The organism is Kitasatospora sp. NPDC088160, assembly GCF_044741445.1.
Classification (GTDB): domain Bacteria; phylum Actinomycetota; class Actinomycetes; order Streptomycetales; family Streptomycetaceae; genus Kitasatospora.
Genome location: NZ_JBIUSS010000009.1, coordinates 38,694 through 55,450, shown reverse-complemented (window position 1 = coordinate 55,450; position 16,757 = coordinate 38,694). Strand labels below are relative to the sequence as shown.

Sequence of the window (16,757 nt, the reverse complement as noted above, 5' to 3'; positions counted from 1 at the left end):
ATTCCCAGCGGTTCGAACACCACCCAATGGGGTGAATCGGGGGGTTTTCCCCTTCCCTCCCGGAATGACGCTGTGCAAAGCTTTCATTACCCTCGGTTTACCGAGTCTTGATGGTCCGTCCCGACGGCCCTCGGCGAGACGTCCCGCACCTCGCCCAGGTCCCTGGCGGGCCCTGATGGTCGAGGTCCGGCCGGTGACACCCGCACTCCCCGCCGCGCCCACGCCATCCCGCCACACCGTCGCGACCCACGACAGCCGATCCGCCCCGGAGCCCCACCCCGGACTCACCGCCGGACCTGACTGCGTTCGTTCCCCCGGACAGACGGGAAGACAATGACCCTCGACATCTCCAGCGCCCCCATCGCCTCCGACACCACCGACCACGCGCCACCGCGCCCCGGCACCAAGGCCCGCTGGGCCCAGGACCTCTCAGCCTCCCTGGTGGTCTTCCTGATCGCCGTGCCGTTCTCCCTCGGCATCGCACTCGCCACCGGCGCCCCGCTCACCGCCGGCCTCGCCGCCGCGGCCGTCGGCGGCATCGTCGTCGGGCTGTTCGGCGGCACCCCGCTCCAGGTCAGCGGCCCCTCCGCCGCGCTGACCGTGATCACCGCCGGACTGATCGTCCAGTACGGGTGGCGGGCCACCTGCGCCATCACCCTGGCCGCCGGGCTGCTCCAACTCCTGCTCGGCGTGCGCCGGGTGGCCCGGACCGCGCTCGCCGTCTCGCCCGCCATCGTGCACGGCATGCTGGCCGGGGTCGGACTCACCATCGCCATCGCGCAGCTGCACGTCGTCCTCGGCGGCTCCCCGCAGAGCTCCGCGATCGCCAACCTCCTCGCGCTGCCAGGCCAGTTGGCCGGGCCGCACCCGCCCGCGCTGCTGGCCGGATCGGTGACCGCGGCCGTCCTGCTGGGCTGGCCCCGACTCGGTCGACTCCCCGGCCGCGCGGGCGAGTTCGGCGCCAGGCTGGCCAAGGTGCCGGGCCCGCTGGCCGCCGTCGCCACCGCGACCGCGCTCGCCCTGGCCCTGGACCTGCGGCTCGCCCACATCGGGCTGCCCGCCTGGCAGCCGCACGCCCTCGTGCCCGCGCTGCCGCACGGCCCGCTGGCCGGAGTGCTGGCCGCCGTCCTGACCGTCACCGCCGTCGCCAGCGTGGAGTCGCTGCTGTCCGCCGTCGCGGTCGACCGGATGTCCCGCCGCACCGGCGACCTCGACCGCGAACTGCGCGGCCAGGGCCTGGCCAACATCGTCAGCGGGCTGGTCGGCGGGCTGCCCGTCGCCGGCGGCGCCGTCCGCAGCACCGCCAACGTGCGGGCCGGCGGCCAGAGCAGGTGGTCCTCGGTGCTGCACGGCGTCTGGGTGCTCGCCGCCGCACTGGCGCTGACCGGCGGGCTGCGCCGGATCCCGCTGGCCGCGCTGGCCGCGCTGGTGCTGGTGGTCGGGCTGCAGATGGTGAGCTTCGCGCACATCCGCAACGTGCACCGGCACCGCGAGTTCCCGGTCTACCTGACCACCGTGCTCGCCGTGGTGGCGCTCGGCGTGCTGTGGGGCGTCGCGCTCGGCGCCGGCACCGCCGTGCTGCTCGCGCTCTACCGGCTGACCCGCGCCCACGTGGACGTGCTGGCCGGCCCGGCGGGCGCGGTCACCGTCCAGACGCACGGGCCGCTCACCTTCACCGCCGTGCCCCGGCTGAGCCGGGCGCTGGCCGGGATCCCCTCCGGCTCCGAGGTCACCGTGGTCCACGACGGCTCCTTCCTGGACCACGCCGCGTACGAGACGCTGCACAGTTGGCGGACGGGCCACCAGGCCGCGGGCGGCCGGGTCTCGATGGTGACGCGCCGCAGGGACGACGAGGTGCTCGACCCCGACGGGACCGTCCGGGCGGGCAGTTCACCCGGTCCGCACCGCTGCCGGGCCTGGACGCCCTGGGTCGGCCACCACTGCATCGAGCAGCAGGAGGACCCACACGGCCGACTGCTGGACGGCGTCCGGGTGTTCCAGCAGCACACCGCCCCGCTGATCCGGCCCGAACTCGCCCGGCTGGCCCGGGAGGGGCAGACGCCCTCCCAGCTCTTCCTGACCTGCGCGGACTCCCGGATGGTCACCAGCATGATCACCAACAGCGGCCCGGGGGACCTGTTCACCGTCCGCAACGTCGGCAATCTGGTGCCGGCCCCGTACGAGCCCGGCGCGGCCGACGACTCGGTGGCGGCCGCGGTGCAGTACGCGGTCGAGGTCCTGGAGGTCGGCTCGATCACGGTCTGCGGCCACTCCGGCTGCGGCGCGATGAAGGCCCTGCTGGACGGCGTGCACGAGCGCCCCGGGCCGCCCACCCCGCTGGCCCGCTGGCTGCGCAACGGCCGCGGCTCGCTGGACCGGCTCCGCCGGATCCCCGCCGGGTTCGACGCGCGGCCGGTGGTGGACCTGGTGGAGCAGCTCTGCATCACCAACGTGGTCCAGCAGCTGGACCAGCTGCTGGCCAACCCGGCCGTGGAGCGCCGGGTGGAGGAGGGCACCCTGCGACTGGTCGGGATGTACTTCGACTTCGCGACCGCCCAGGCCTACGTGCTCGACCGGGCCGAGGGGACGTTCAGTCCGATCGAGGCGCGCATCGGGACGGCAGCGGCCGGAACCACGGCCGGCCGGGCAGCGCCAGGGGCACCGCCGACCGGGTCGCCGGCGGGCGACACGCCCGAACGGGTGAATGAAGATGGCCGGGTTCCCGCCGACGGCGCCGAGGACGGCCCCCGGCTGGCCGCCTGAGAGCCGGGCCCGCGTCCCCGCCGGGCGGGCCGGGGCGCGGGCCCTCCGGCCGTCGTACGGCGCACCGCCCAGAGGCGGTGCGCCGTACGATGGTCCGTTCGACTGCCGGTCAAAGGTCTACACCAATTACCCGGAGGCTCTTGTCAAGTGCCCCATTCGCCTGGTGAGCTGTGCGCTGGGACACACGGGACAATCCCCACGCACGGGATCGTCTCCGATCATGACTCGATGAGGAGTGCGCGTTGAGCAACGAGAGCCTGGCCAACCTGCTCAAGGAGGAGCGGCGATTCGCCCCGCCGGCAGAGCTCGCCGCCGCCGCCAACGTCACCGCGGCCGCGTACGCGCAGGCCTCCGAGGACCGCCTGGGCTTCTGGGCCGAGCAGGCCCGCCGCCTCAGCTGGGCCGTCGAGCCGACCGAGACGCTGGACTGGTCCAACCCGCCCTTCGCCAAGTGGTTCGCCGACGGCAAGCTCAACGTGGCCTACAACTGCGTCGACCGCCACGTCGAGGCCGGACTCGGCGACCGGGTCGCGATCCACTTCGAGGGCGAGCCCGGCGACAGCCGCTCGATCACCTACGCCCAGCTCAAGGACGAGGTCTCGCAGGCCGCCAACGCGCTGCTGGAGCTCGGCGTCCGCAAGGGCGACCGGGTCGCGGTCTACCTGCCGATGATCGCCGAGGCGGTCGTCGCGATGCTCGCCTGTGCCCGGATCGGCGCCACCCACTCGGTCGTCTTCGGCGGCTTCTCCGCCGACGCCGTCGCCTCCCGCATCGAGGACGCCCAGGCCAAGCTCGTCATCACCGCCGACGGCGGCTACCGCCGCGGCAAGCCGTCCGCGCTCAAGCCGGCCATCGACGAGGCGCTCACCAAGGTCGACGGCGTCGAGCACGTCCTGGTGATCCGCCGCACCGGGCAGGACATCTCCTGGACCGAGGGCCGTGACGTCTGGTGGCACGAGATCACCGCGCGCCAGTCCACCGAGCACACCCCCGAGGCGCACGACGCCGAGCACCCGCTGTTCATCCTCTACACCTCGGGCACCACCGGTAAGCCCAAGGGCATCCTGCACACCTCGGGCGGCTACCTCACCCAGGCCAGCTACACCCACCACGCGGTCTTCGACCTCAAGCCGGAGACCGACGTCTACTGGTGCACCGCCGACATCGGCTGGGTCACCGGCCACTCGTACATCGTCTACGGCCCGCTCTCCAACGGCGCCACCCAGGTCATCTACGAGGGCACCCCGGACACCCCGCACCAGGGCCGGTTCTGGGAGATCGTCCAGAAGTACGGCGTGACGATCCTCTACACCGCGCCGACCGCGATCCGCACCTTCATGAAGTGGGGCGACGACATCCCCGCGAAGTTCGACCTGTCCTCGCTGCGGGTGCTGGGCAGCGTCGGCGAGCCGATCAACCCCGAGGCCTGGATCTGGTACCGCGAGCACATCGGCGCCGGCAAGACCCCGATCGTGGACACCTGGTGGCAGACCGAGACCGGCGCCATGATGATCAGCCCGCTGCCGGGCGTCACCGAGACCAAGCCGGGTTCGGCCCAGCGCGCCCTGCCGGGCATCGCGGCCACCGTGGTCGACGACGAGGCCAACGAGGTCCCGAACGGCTCCGGCGGCTACCTGGTGCTCACCGAGCCGTGGCCGTCCATGCTGCGCACCATCTGGGGCGACGACCAGCGCTACATCGACACCTACTGGTCGCGCTTCGCGGGCCGCTACTTCGCCGGTGACGGCGCCAAGAAGGACGAGGACGGCGACATCTGGCTGCTCGGCCGGGTCGACGACGTCATGCTCGTCTCGGGCCACAACATCTCCACCACCGAGGTCGAGTCGGCCCTGGTCGGCCACCCGTCGGTGGCCGAGTCCGCCGTGGTCGGCGCCGCGGACGCCACCACCGGCCAGGCCATCGTCGCCTTCGTGATCCTGCGCGGCGGCGCCACCGAGAGCCCGGAGCTGGTCGAGGAGCTGCGCGCGCACGTCGGCCGCACGCTCGGCCCGATCGCCAAGCCGAAGCAGGTCAAGGTGGTCGGCGAGCTGCCGAAGACCCGCTCCGGCAAGATCATGCGCCGTCTGCTGCGCGACATCGCCGAGGGCCGCGAGGTCGGTGACACCACCACCCTCGCCGACAGCACGGTGATGAGCCAGATCCAGGCCCAGCTGCCGCCGGCGGGTGGCAACGGCTGAGCCGGCCGACACGGTGAAGCGTGCCCCGGGCGGTGGTCACCGCCCGGGGCACAGCCATGCCGTGAGTCCGAAGCCCGCTTCCGGTCGGCCGCCGGAGTGTGCCAGCGGGGCGGCCGGGGCCGGGCGGCGCCTGCGACCGACGGCAAGGGCGACGGAGACCACAGGGACGACAGAGACGACAGAGACGGCAGGGACGGCAGGGCCGCGTTCACCCGTCTGCGAGCGGCCTAGGCCATTCGGGTGCCGTGCCACTGCTCCTCCGGAGTGCAGAACCACCCCGCAGGGCTTAAGTCCTTGAATAGGACAATCCGGATGTCACCCGAACGATCCCCTAGACTGTTAACGACGCATCAAGATCCCTGAACGGGAATCCGAGCGTCACAGGGCGCGCCGGGAAGTCTGGTCGGCAACTGCACCACACGTGCATCCGTTGCCGCTCCCAGCCCCTCAGGAGGTCCTCGTGACCGAACAGCCGCCCGTCCACGAGCCGACGACCCGCCGCCAGCAGCTGCTCGGCCGGCTGTCCCTGCCCGAGCGGACGTTCATCACCGACGCCCTGCGCACCGAGACCGTCGGCGGCATCCTGCTGCTGCTCGCCGCCGTGGTCGCACTGGTGTGGGCCAACGTCTGGCCGCACGCGTACGAGAGCGTCCTCGACTACACCGTCGGGCCGTCCGCCCCGCTGCACCTCGACCTCACCCTCGGCAACTGGGCCAAGGACGGCCTGCTGACGATCTTCTTCTTCGTGGCCGGGATCGAGCTCAAGCGCGAGTTCGTCGCGGGCGAGCTGCGCACCCCGAGCGCCGCGCTGCTCCCGGTGGTGGCCGCCGTCTGCGGGGTCGCGCTGCCGGCGATCCTGTTCGCCCTCGTCAACTCGGGCAGCGGCGGTCACCCCAGCGGTTGGGCCATCCCGACCGCCACCGACATCGCCTTCGCGCTCGGCGTGCTGGCCGTGGTCGGCAGCCACCTGCCGTCCGCCCTGCGTGCCTTCCTGCTCACCCTCGCCGTGGTGGACGACCTGATCGCGATCCTGATCATCGCGGTCTTCTACAGCTCCGGTATCAAGTTCTGGGCGCTCGGCCTGGCCTTCGCCGGCCTGGTGCTGTTCTGGTTCCTGCACCGGCGCGGGGTGCACGGCTGGTACCTGTTCGTGCCGCTGGCCGTCGTGAACTGGGCGCTGATGCACGAGAGCGGCATCCACGCCACGGTCGCGGGCGTCGCGATGGGTCTGATGCTGCGCTGCCACCGGGAGGGCGACGAGCAGCACTCCCCCGGCGAGCACATCGAGCACCTGGTCCGTCCGCTCTCGGCCGGCCTGGCCGTTCCGGTGTTCGCGCTGTTCGCCGCCGGGGTGACGATCTCCGGCCCGACGCTGCGCGAGGTGTTCACCCAGGCCACGCCGCTCGGCATCGTCATCGGCCTGCTGGTCGGCAAGACGGTGGGCATATTCGGCGGCACGTGGCTGGCCGCCCGGTTCACCCGGGCCGAGCTGAACCCGAAGCTCAAGTGGGCCGACATGTTCGCGGTCTCGGTGCTCGCGGGCATCGGCTTCACCGTCTCGCTGCTGATCAGCGAACTGGCGTTCCGCGACGACCTGGCCCTCGCCGACCTCTCCAAGACGGCCGTCCTGGTCGGCTCGCTGCTCTGCGCGACGGTGGCCACCGTGCTGCTCAAGCTCCGCAACCGGCACTACCGCGAGCTGTGCGAGGAGGAGGAGCGGGACGTGGACGGCGACGGCGTCCCGGACGTCTACCAGGAGGACGACCCGGCCTGGCGGGCCCGGGCCGCCGAACTCGCCCCTCGGCCCGACGGCGAGGGGCCGGAGAAGCCCCGCTGAGGCCCGCCGGCGGCCCGGCAGCGCCCGGACACGTCCCCCCGGCGGGGCCCCGGAGTGGTGTGCGACTGACCGGTAGGGGCATGATTCTGAGCTGTCGACAGTCCACTGACGCCTCCGGGCCCCTCCGGCCCCCCGAACCGCACCACGCGGCGGCGTCACGCCGCACAGCCGCAGAGGAGAACCGCTGATGCCCGCAGGAGCCGCAGACCCGTCCAGCAACGGCCGGGCGCCCTACGAGGGCGAGCGTTCGGTGGGGCAGCTGTTCGCGGCGGCCACCGCCGACCTGTCCGCACTGGTCCACGACGAGATCGCGCTCGCCAAGGCCGAGATCCGGGCGGACGTCAAGCGCGGCGTCTCCGGGGGCGTCTCGCTGGGCGTCGCCGCCGTGGTGGCGCTGGCCGCCGTCCCGATGCTGAGCGCCGCGGCGGCCTTCGGCATCCACGCGCTGGGCCTGTCGCTCGGTTGGTCGTTCCTCATCGTGGCCGGCGCCTACCTGCTGCTCGCGGTGCTGCTCGGGCTGATGGCCTGGCGCTCGTTCAAGCGGATCGAGAAGCCGCACCGCACCATCGAGGGCGCCCAGAAGACCGCCGACGTGCTGAAGAACGCCCGGCCGCGCCCGGCCACCAAGGAGGAGATCGACCGGGCCCTGGGCCGCATCCCGTAACGGCCCTTCCGGTGGCGGCGCACAGCCGCCCGCCCGGACCCGCCGGGAGCGAGTACCGGGCGCCGTCCGGCGCACGGATGTGACACGCTCTCGGTATGCCGCTTGACCAGAAGCCCGTGCCCGCGCAGCCGTCCGCCGACTCCGGACCCGACCTGGCACCCGGGGGGGAGCCCGCCGAGGAGACCCCCGACACCGCCCCCGACGGCGGCGCCGAGGCCTGGAGCGTCCGGCAGAGCGGCCCGTGGACGCACCGCGACCTCGCGGCCAACGGCGCCCGGTTCCACATCGCCGAGCTGGGCTCGGGCCCGCTGGTGCTGCTGGTGCACGGCTGGCCCGAGTACTGGTGGGCCTGGCGCCACCAGCTGACCGCGCTCGCCGAGGCCGGCTACCGGGCGGTGGCGCTCGACCTGCGGGGCATCGGCGGCAGCGACCGCACCCCGCGCGGGTACGACCCGGGCAACCTCGCCCTGGACATCACCGGGGTGATCCGCTCGCTCGGCGAACGCCGGGCGCACCTGGTCGGGCACGCCGCCGGCGGCACGCTGGCCTGGGTGGCGGCGGTGATGCGCCCGTCGGTGATCCAGAGCCTCACCGTGGTCTCCGCCGCGCACCCCCGGGACCTGCGCCGGGCCCTGCTGACCGACCGCCGCCAGGCGGCCGCCTTCGAGCACGTGCTGGGCTTCCAGCGGCCGTGGATACCGGAACGCCGCCTGGTGGCCGACGACGCCGCGCTGGTCGGCCGCTACCTGGACGCCTGGGCCGGTCCGAACCGGCTGGACGAGGAGGCGGTGCACGCGTACCGGCAGGCCATCCAGATCCCCAGCACGGCGCACTGCTCGATCGAGCCGTACCGCTGGCTGCTGCGCTCGATGGCGCGCCCGGACGGCATCCAGTTCGCCCGGCGGATGAAGAAGCCGATCACGGCGCCGACCCTGCACGTCCAGGGCGCGGCGGACCCGGTGCTGCTGTCGCACACCGCGCTGGGCGGCGGCGAGTACGTGGCGGCGCCGTACCGCTGGCGGCTGATGCCGGGGGTCGGGCACTTCCCGCACGAGGAGGCCCCGGAGCAGTTCACCGCGGAGTTGCTGGACTGGGTCGGCCGTCACAAGGAGTGACGGTGCAGGAGCGGCGAAGGAGCCGGGAGGGAAGGGCCCTTGGTCCCAACTCCCTTGATCTGACGCACATATGACAACCGCATAGGCCAATTTCGACGCGTGCCCGGTGGTTACCCCCACCGGCCCAGGGGCATCCATTCCGGTATGACCTGGATGCCCGATCGCGGCGGCGCCCCGCGCGCCCGACGCCACAACAGCTCCCAACGCTCCGCCCACCGCCCCGACTGGGCGGACGACCTCGGCTACGACGGCCCCGACCGCCGTCCGCGCCCGGCGCAGCGGCAGCTCGGCATCCCCCGCATCCTCGGCCGGCGCGCCCGCTGGGTCGGCGCACGACTGCGGCGCGAGACCTGAGGCCTCGCGCCGCGTCATCCGGCCGGTCGGTCCCGTCGGCCGGGTCGGCCGGGTCGGCCGGGTCGGCCGGTCAGGCCGGCCGGTCAGTTCACGATCGTCGGCGACACCGCGGTGAACCAGAGCAGGACGAAGGTCGCCACCGACATGATCGGCACCAGCACCTTGGTCTCGACGTTGTTGCCGCTGCGCTTGATCAGCACCACCTCGTAGCGCTCCTTGTGCGGCCAGAGCAGCGGCGCGCCCTTCTTGGTCAGGCAGTCGCCCAGCAGGTGCGCCAGGGTGCCCAGCGCCACCGCGTACGGCAGCCAGCCCGGCGAGTTCGGCATCCAGGTGTTCATCCCGAAGGTGCCGAGCGCGGACAGCCCGATGACGGTGATCCAGCTCTCCGGGCCGTCCCCCGGCGGGCAGAGCCGCAGCGCCCGGATCGCGAGCGCGATCAGGAAGAACGTCAGCACCAGGGTGAAGTTGCGGCCCAGGTAGGTGACGCCCGCCCAGGTGCCGGCGCCCATCAGCGCGACGAACAGCAGCGAGTGGGTGGCGTGCCGGTGCCCGCCGGAGGCCCAGGCCACGAAGCGGCAGAGCGCTTTGGAGATCGGCCCCAGGAAGTTGGCGATCGAGCCGTCGTGGTGGTCGAGGTCCGGCAGCAGGGCCGCCCCCGCGCACAGCACCGTGCCCATCAGTATGTCCGCCGGCTGCAGCGTGGTGTGCAGCAGCAGCGGGGGCAGGAACGGTGCGGAGGCGGCGTACAGCATCGCCCCACTGACCGCGTGCGAGTGACCCATCATCGGACTACCACGACCTCCCGTAAGACTCACTCCGGGACGGCGCCCGGTTGAGCCGAACGGGTGAGCGCGGCAGAGGCTACCAGGGCGGACTGACGGTGTGACGGATATCGGATCGTCGGATCCGGCGCGTCGGAGCGCCCCGGGGCCCGGTCAGAGCGCGCAGCCCTGGGTGTCCACCCGGGTGCTCGCGGTGCCGCCCTTCTCCGCGTCCTCCCGCACCTCGGCCGCGGTCAGCACGTACCCGGTGTCGGCGCTGTCCAGCGACTTGGCGAACACCACGCCGTAGACCTGGCCGTCCGGGGTGAGCAGCGGGCCGCCGCTGTTGCCCTGGCGGACCAGCGAGCGGACCGAGTAGACGTCGCGGACCACCTGGCCGCGGTGGTAGATGTCCGGGCCGTTGGCCTGGATCCGGCCGCGGATACGGGCCGGCTGGACGTTGAAGGCGCCGTTCTCCGGGAAGCCCGCCACGATCGCGCTGTCGTTGGTCTTCGCCTCGCCCGCGAACGACAGCGGGGGCGCGTTCAGCTTGGGCACGTCCAGGACGGCGATGTCGCGCTGCCAGTCGTAGCGGACCACCGTCGCGTCGTACAGCTGGCCGACCCCGCCGATCTGCACGGTCGGCTCGTCGACCCCGCCGACCACGTGGGCGTTGGTCATCACCCGGTGCGGGGCGAAGACGAAACCGCTGCCCTCCAGGGTCTTGCTGCAGGAGGTGGCGGTGCCGACCACCTTGACCAGGCTCTGCTTGGCCCGCGCCACCGCCGGGCTGCCGGCCAGCGCCGGGTCGGGGGTGTCGACCTGGGTGATCGGCTCGTGCTCGAAGGGGTTGAAGACCTGCGGGAAGCCGTTGCGGGCCAGCACCTTGGAGAAGTCCGAGAACCAGTTCGGCGCGTCGTCGGGCAGCGCGTTCTGCACGCCGCCGAGGATCGCCGAGGAGCGGACCTGCTTGGACACCGTCGGCAGCGACGCCCCGGCCAGCGCCGAGCCGATCAGCCAGGCCACCAGCAGCATCGAGACCACGTTCACGGCCGCGCCGCCGGTCGCGTCCAGCACCCGCGCCGGACGGCGGCCGATGTGGCCCCGGAGCTTCCAGCCGAAGTGCGCGGTGACCGCCTGGCCGATCGCGGCGCACACGATCACCACCACCACGGCCACCACCGAGGCCGTCGTGCCCGGGCTGAGGTGGTCGAGCAGCAGCGGCAGCAGTTGGACGGCCAGCAGGCCGCCGCCCAGGAAGCCGACCAGGGACAGGACACCCACGACGAAGCCCTGCCGGTAGCCCGACACGGCGAATGCCACGGCAGCGGCGATCAGCAGCACATCCAGGACGTTCACCCGGACACCCTCCCACGGCCCGCGGCCCGGCCGTGCAGACGGCCCCTCACGTGGGACCGGCGTCGCCGCCGGGCAGCGCCCGGGAGTGGTCAAGATCGCCCTGCACCAGGGCCAGCGCCTCGTCCGAGAGGTCGACGATCCGGGACGGGTCCCAGGGCAGCTCCAGCCCGCCGTGGTGCAGCACCCGGTCGATCACCCCGGCCGTGAACCCCCAGACCAGCCGCCCGGCCACCGCGAAGGCCGGCCCCACGTGCCCGGACGGGTGGCGCAGCCGCACCCGGTTCGCCGGGTCGGCCAGATCGGCGACCGGCACCCGGAACACCGCACCGGTCTCGCCCTGGTCCACCGGCCGCACCGGCGACTCCTCGCGCCACCAGCCCAGCACCGGCGTCACCACGAACCGGCTGACCGGGATGTACAGCGCCGGCAGCACCGCGAACACCTGCACCCCGGCCGGGTCCAGCCCGGTCTCCTCCCAGGCCTCGCGCAGCGCCGCCGCGACCGGGCCAGGGCCGTCCGGGTCACCGTCCTCCGGATCCAGCGCGCCGCCCGGGAAGGACGGCTGCCCGGCGTGCGAGCGCAGCGAACGGGCCCGCTCGATCAGCAGCAGGTCCGGCCCGTCCGGGCCCTCGCCGAACAGCATCAGCACCGCCGCCGCCCGGCCGCCCTCCACCGGCGGCAGGAAGCGGCTCAGCTGCTCCGGCAGCACCCGCTCGGCCGCCTCCCGCACCGGCTCCAGCCAGGCCGGCAGGCCGTCCGCCTCGACCACCCGCACCGCCGACGGCTCCGGAGTCCGCCGTGCCTCGCGGGTCACTCGCCCACCGCCAGGTCCGCGATCCGCCCCTGGTGCTCGGCGGAGTCGGCCCGGGCGGCGGCCTCCCCCGGGAAGTCCCCCGGCGGCCTCAGCCGCTGCCCGGGCTGCCCGCCCAGCTCGTACTTGAGCAGCTTGCGCGCCTTCTCCGGGTCGGTCTCGCCCTCCCCGTACGACGGGCAGAGCGGCGCGACCGGGCAGGCGCCGCAGGCGGGCTTGCGGGAGTGGCAGATCCGGCGGCCGTGGAAGACCACCCGGTGCGACAGCATCGTCCACTCCGACTTCGGGAAGATCTCGGCGACGGCCGCCTCGACCTTCACCGGGTCCTCCTCCGCCGTCCAGCCGAACCGCCGGGCCAGCCGCCCGAAATGCGTGTCCACGGTGATCCCGGGCACCCCGAAGGCGTTGCCGAGGACCACGTTGGCGGTCTTGCGGCCCACGCCCGGCAGCGTCACCAGGTCGTCCAGGCGGCCCGGGACCTCGCCGCCGAAGTCGTCGCGCAGGGCGATCGAGAGGCCGATCAGCGACTTCGCCTTGTTCCGGAAGAACCCGGTCGGGCGGATGACCTCCTCCAGCTCCTCCGGGTTCGCGGCCGCCATGTCCTCCGGCGTCGGGTACTTCGCGAACAGCGCCGGCGTCGTCTGGTTCACCCGCAGGTCCGTCGTCTGCGCCGACAGCACGGTCGCCACCAGCAGCTGGAACGGGTTCTCGAAGTCCAGTTCCGGATGCGCGTACGGGTACAGCTCCGTCAACTCGCGGTTGATCCGCCGCGCCCGCCGCACCATCGCCAGGTGCGACTCCGGCTTCCCCGGCTTCACCCCCGGCACGGTCTTCGCCTTCGGTGCCGCCGCCGCCCGGACCTTGCTCTCTGCCATGCACGAAGGCTACGCCGAACGGCCGACGGCGGGCAGCGGATCACCGGAGCCCGCGGGAGCCGCGGACCGACCTTCGGATGGGCGCGGTCTGGTGGCTCGCGACGGCGGGCTGCCCCAGGCTGAGGGCTACGACGACGCGAGGTGCCCATGTTCGACGAGAGCTTCGCCTTTCCCAGCGGCCTGCTGCGCCCGGTGACCGGCGCCACCGGACGCGTCGCGGTGATCGGGGCCGGGGTGGCGGGCCTCGTCGCCGCCTACGAGCTCCAGCGCCGGGGCTTCGGCATCGTCCTGTACGAGCGGTCGAACCAACCCGGCGGACGGGTGCGCACGCACCGCTTCTGGGACGGCACGCACGCCGACCTGGGCGCCATGCGCATCCCCGGGAACCACCACTGCGTCCTCCACTACGTGTCCCAGTTCGGCCTGCGGACCAGGCCGTTCGTCAACTTCAACCCGGACGCCTACTACCACCTGCGCGGCCGTCGTGCCCGCGTCCAGGAGGTGCACGCGCTGCACCCGGCGTACGCGCTGCGCGCCGCCGAGAAGCAGGACCCGGTGCGGATCCTGGACCGGCTGCTGACGGCCGCCTGGGAGACGCTCACCCCCGACCAGCGCCGGCGGGTGCTGGACGGCCACTGGGACGACCCGGCGCTCGACCGGCTCGTCTCGGTGTCGCTGTGGCAGTACGTCCACGAGCACCTGTCACAGGACGCCTGGGACCTCCTCGGCCACGCCAGCGGCCTGGTCCACTACGAGCAGTCCTCCCTGCTGGAGGTCCTCGTCGACTACTTCGGCCTGTTCCACGCGGGCCAGGTGGAACTGGTCGACGGCACCGACCGCCTGGTGCACGCGTTCGTACGCCGGCTGCGGCCGAGGACCCTCCAGTTGTCCACCCAGATCGACGAACTCTCGCTGACCCGCCGGGGCGTCCGGGTGCACGGGCGGCGCCTCGGCGGCACGATCACCGAGGACGTCGACTTCGTCGTCTGCTGCGTCCCCGTCCCCGCCCTCGACCAGATCAGCTTCCGGCCCGGCCTGCCCCACCACCAGCGCCACGCGATCCGCGGCATCAGCTACGCCAGCAGCACGAAGACGCTCGTCCACACCAAGCGGCGCGGCTGGGAACTGGACGACCGGATCTTCGGCGGCGGCAGCTTCACCGACATGCCGATCCAGCAGTGCTGGTACCCGTCGGACAACGCCCGGCCCGTCGACGGCCGGACCAACGGGAGCACCGTCGGCAGGCGCTGGGCCGCCCGGGACCCGCAGCGCTCCCACGAGCCCGCGGTGCTCGTCGGCGCCTACCTGTGGGGGGCCAACGCCCGCCGCTTCACCACCCTGCCGCCGGCCGACCGCGACCTGCTGGTCCTGAAGTGCCTGGAACGGCTGCACCCCGGCATCCTCCGCGACGCGGACGACATCGTGCACTGGAACTGGGACGACCAGGTCGGCATGGGCGGCGGCGCCTTCGCCCACCTCGCGCCCGGCGAGCACACCCGGTACCTGACCGGGCTCGGCGCCCCGCACCCGACCGACGACCCGAGGATCTTCTTCGCCGGAGAGCACCTGTCCGGAGCGCACGCCTGGATGCAGGGCGCCGCCCAGTCGGCCCTGGCCGTGGTCGGCCAGGTGATCGACCGGGGGCAGCACGCCGACGACACCGCCCGGCTGCGGGCCGGGTGAGCGCGGCACCGGCGCCCCGGCGCCGACCCGGCGAACAGAGCGGCGGCCCGGCGACGGGAGCGGCGCTGCGCCGCGACGACCTCGGACCGCTGCTCGCCCCGGCGGCGTCCGCGACCGAGCGGATCGGGCTGGAGATCGAGAACGGCATCGTCGACCCGGAGACCGGGCTGGCCGCCCCCTACGAGGGGAGGAACGGCGTCCGGGCCGTCCTGGAGGCCGTCCTCGCCGAATGGGGCGGCACGGACCGGCGCGACAACGGTCGACTGACCGGCGTGGACCTGGCGGACACCGCCCAGATCACGCTCGAACACGGCGGCCAGGTCGAGTACTCCTCCGCCCCGGCCGCCGACCTGGCCACGGCCGTGGACGACATGCGGGCCACGATGGAGCGCCTCGCGGAACTCGTCGGGCGCTTCGGCCTGGCCCTCCTGCCCGGCGGCAACCTCCCCTTCGACCGGCTCGACACCGTCTCCTGGGTGCCGATGCTCCGCGGTGCCGTCATGCGCGACTTCTTCGACCGGATCGGCGAGGCCGGCAGCGGGGCCCCGAAGATCATGTCGATGTCGCTGTCCACCCAGGTGCACCTGGACTACCTGTCCGACGAGGACTTCACCCAGAAGCTGCGGATGCTGACCGCCGCGTCCCCGGTGGTCGCCGCACTCCTCGTCAACTCGCCGCTCCAGGGCGGCCGATCGAACGGGCTGCTCTCGCACAGGTCGCAGAACTGGCTGCGGATGGACCCGCGCCGCTGCGGCGTCCTGCCGCCCGCGCTGCGGCCCGACGTGACCGCCGACGACGTCATCGACTGGGCGCTGGGGATCCCGATGATCTACTACCGCGACCCGGACGGACGGTACCGGCTCGCCCCCGACCGGCCGTTCGCCGAGATCCTGCGGCAGGGCTTCGACGACGGCACCATGCCGACCTTCGACCACTGGGTCTCCCACATGTCGCAGATCTGGACGGACGTCAGAGTCCGCCGGACCCTGGAACTGCGGGCCGGGGACGGCCCGCCATACCCGCACATCCCGGCCGTACCGGCGCTGTGGGCGGGGCTCGCCTACCACCCCCCGTCGCGGACGGCGGCCTGGGAACTGCTGCGCCACCACGGCGTGGCGGAGCACCGCGCGGCGAAGGCCCGGCTCCCCGCCGACGGCCTGGACACCCTGCTCGGCGGCGACCGGGTCCGCGAACTCGCGGCGGAACTCGTCCGGCTCGCCCGGGCAGGCCTGCGGGCCCGGGTCCGCGCCGGCCTGGAACAGCCGAAGGTGCTGGACTACCTCGACCCGCTCGACGAGGTGCTGCGCACCGGGCAGACCTTCGCGGAGCAGTGCACGGCCCGCTGGGACACCGACCTCCGCCGCGACCCCCGCCGCTACGTCGCGGCCTTCCGCGTCTGAGCCCCCGTCCGACACGGCCGCCCGGCACGGCCGCCCGGCACGGCCGCCCGGGTGCGCGGGTGCGCGGGTGCACGGCGACGCCGCCCACCGCGCCCGAGCCGGTGCAGTTCTCCGGCCGAAGGGCCTTCCTCGCCCGAACCGTCGCGGGTTAGCGTGACCGGCGGCGGCCGGCCGCCGCCTGCCCACCGAAGAACGAGGAAGCATGGACCAGGACTTCAAGGACATCCCCACCACCACCCTGGCCGACGTGCTCGGGCGCGCCCAGGTCATGGACATCGGCATCCGTCCGCTGTGGGCGGGGGCGCCGCGGGTGGCCGGCCCGGCGTTCACCGTGCAGTGCCCGCCCGGCGACAACCTGATGCTGCACGCGGCGATCCACCGGGCCGAGCCGGGCACCGTGATCGTCGTCGAGTCGGGAGACCTGGACTACGCGCTGGCCGGCGGCAACGTGTGCGCCGTCGCGCAGCGCCGGGGCGTCGTGGCGTTCGTCGCCGACGGCCTGATCCGGGATCTGGGCGAGGTGCGGGAGCTGGGCTTCCCGGTCTTCGCCCGCGGCGTGATCCCGATCCCGGGGGCCAAGCGGGAGCTCGGCACGCACGGCGCCCGGGTGCGCTGCGGCGGCGTGCTGGTGTCGGCCGGTGACATCGTGGTGGCCGACGAGGAGGGGGTCGTGGTGGTGCCCGCCGACCGACGTGCCGAGGCCCTGGAGGCGGCCCGCGCCAAGCTGGCCAAGGAGGCCGCCGAGACGCTGGACGACTGGGAGGCGGCGCACCGCACCCGGATCGAGAAGACCCTCGGCGAGCTGGGCTTCACCGGCTGACCCCCTGCCCGGCGAGCCCGGCCCGGGTGAACGGCCCGGGTGAACAGGGCGGGTGAACAGGGCGGGTGAACAGGGCGGGTGAACAGGGCGGGTGAACAGGGCGGGTGAACGGGGCGG

At 73.4% G+C, this 16,757-nt stretch carries 13 protein-coding genes; 9 read left to right on the top strand and 4 right to left on the bottom strand.

Annotated features, from left to right (window positions below; genetic code table 11):
- Positions 1-333 precede the first annotated feature (333 nt).
- The 6 genes from ACIOGZ_RS15570 to ACIOGZ_RS15545 all read left to right on the top strand — a co-directional run bounded on the left by ACIOGZ_RS15570 (position 334) and on the right by ACIOGZ_RS15545 (position 8,931).
- Positions 334-2,763, top strand: coding sequence for a SulP family inorganic anion transporter (locus ACIOGZ_RS15570; protein ID WP_400986169.1), 2,430 nt, complete (start codon positions 334-336; stop codon positions 2,761-2,763).
- Between the two features lie 242 nt (positions 2,764-3,005).
- The gene (gene acs, locus ACIOGZ_RS15565) at positions 3,006-4,961 is read left to right on the top strand and encodes an acetate--CoA ligase (RefSeq protein ID WP_400986168.1); all 1,956 of its coding nucleotides are present in this window, start codon (positions 3,006-3,008) and stop codon (positions 4,959-4,961) included.
- A gap of 460 nt (positions 4,962-5,421) precedes the next feature.
- A complete protein-coding gene (gene nhaA, locus ACIOGZ_RS15560) occupies positions 5,422-6,798 on the top strand; it encodes a Na+/H+ antiporter NhaA (protein WP_400986166.1) in 1,377 nt (458 codons plus the stop codon).
- Between the two features lie 187 nt (positions 6,799-6,985).
- The gene (locus ACIOGZ_RS15555; protein ID WP_063348673.1) at positions 6,986-7,462 is read left to right on the top strand and encodes a phage holin family protein; all 477 of its coding nucleotides are present in this window, start codon (positions 6,986-6,988) and stop codon (positions 7,460-7,462) included.
- A 95-nt stretch (positions 7,463-7,557) separates the two neighbouring features.
- Positions 7,558-8,577 (top strand): alpha/beta hydrolase, encoded by a 1,020-nt coding sequence (locus ACIOGZ_RS15550; RefSeq protein WP_363579681.1) that lies wholly within the window; start codon positions 7,558-7,560, stop codon positions 8,575-8,577.
- A 144-nt stretch (positions 8,578-8,721) separates the two neighbouring features.
- A complete protein-coding gene (locus tag ACIOGZ_RS15545; protein ID WP_063348672.1) occupies positions 8,722-8,931 on the top strand; it encodes a hypothetical protein in 210 nt (69 codons plus the stop codon).
- An 83-nt stretch (positions 8,932-9,014) separates the two neighbouring features.
- On the opposite strand, the gene ACIOGZ_RS15540 is transcribed toward ACIOGZ_RS15545, so the two are convergent.
- The 4 genes from ACIOGZ_RS15540 to nth all read right to left on the bottom strand — a co-directional run bounded on the left by ACIOGZ_RS15540 (position 9,015) and on the right by nth (position 12,737).
- Positions 9,015-9,716: a metal-dependent hydrolase gene (locus ACIOGZ_RS15540; protein ID WP_363579682.1), complete on the bottom strand. Its 702-nt coding sequence runs from the start codon at positions 9,714-9,716 to the stop codon at positions 9,015-9,017.
- A gap of 150 nt (positions 9,717-9,866) precedes the next feature.
- Positions 9,867-11,051, bottom strand: a complete 1,185-nt coding sequence (locus ACIOGZ_RS15535) for a MarP family serine protease (RefSeq protein WP_363579683.1) — start codon at positions 11,049-11,051, stop codon at positions 9,867-9,869.
- Positions 11,052-11,097: 46 nt separating this feature from the next.
- The gene (locus tag ACIOGZ_RS15530; protein ID WP_363579684.1) at positions 11,098-11,865 is read right to left on the bottom strand and encodes a CoA pyrophosphatase; all 768 of its coding nucleotides are present in this window, start codon (positions 11,863-11,865) and stop codon (positions 11,098-11,100) included.
- Positions 11,862-12,737 (bottom strand): endonuclease III, encoded by an 876-nt coding sequence (nth, locus tag ACIOGZ_RS15525; RefSeq protein ID WP_400986164.1) that lies wholly within the window; start codon positions 12,735-12,737, stop codon positions 11,862-11,864. Before nth ends, ACIOGZ_RS15530 begins: the two co-directional genes overlap by 4 nt.
- 147 nt (positions 12,738-12,884) lie before the next feature.
- Here nth and ACIOGZ_RS15520 point away from each other — a divergent pair, with 147 nt between their 5' ends.
- From ACIOGZ_RS15520 to ACIOGZ_RS15510, 3 genes are all read left to right on the top strand, one after another.
- The gene (locus ACIOGZ_RS15520; RefSeq protein ID WP_363579686.1) at positions 12,885-14,420 is read left to right on the top strand and encodes an FAD-dependent oxidoreductase; all 1,536 of its coding nucleotides are present in this window, start codon (positions 12,885-12,887) and stop codon (positions 14,418-14,420) included.
- A complete protein-coding gene (locus ACIOGZ_RS15515) occupies positions 14,417-15,820 on the top strand; it encodes a glutamate-cysteine ligase family protein (RefSeq protein ID WP_400986162.1) in 1,404 nt (467 codons plus the stop codon). The genes ACIOGZ_RS15520 and ACIOGZ_RS15515 overlap by 4 nt, the downstream gene beginning before the upstream one ends.
- A gap of 202 nt (positions 15,821-16,022) precedes the next feature.
- The gene (locus ACIOGZ_RS15510) at positions 16,023-16,640 is read left to right on the top strand and encodes an RraA family protein (RefSeq protein WP_400986161.1); all 618 of its coding nucleotides are present in this window, start codon (positions 16,023-16,025) and stop codon (positions 16,638-16,640) included.
- The last annotated feature ends 117 nt before the right edge of the window (positions 16,641-16,757 follow it).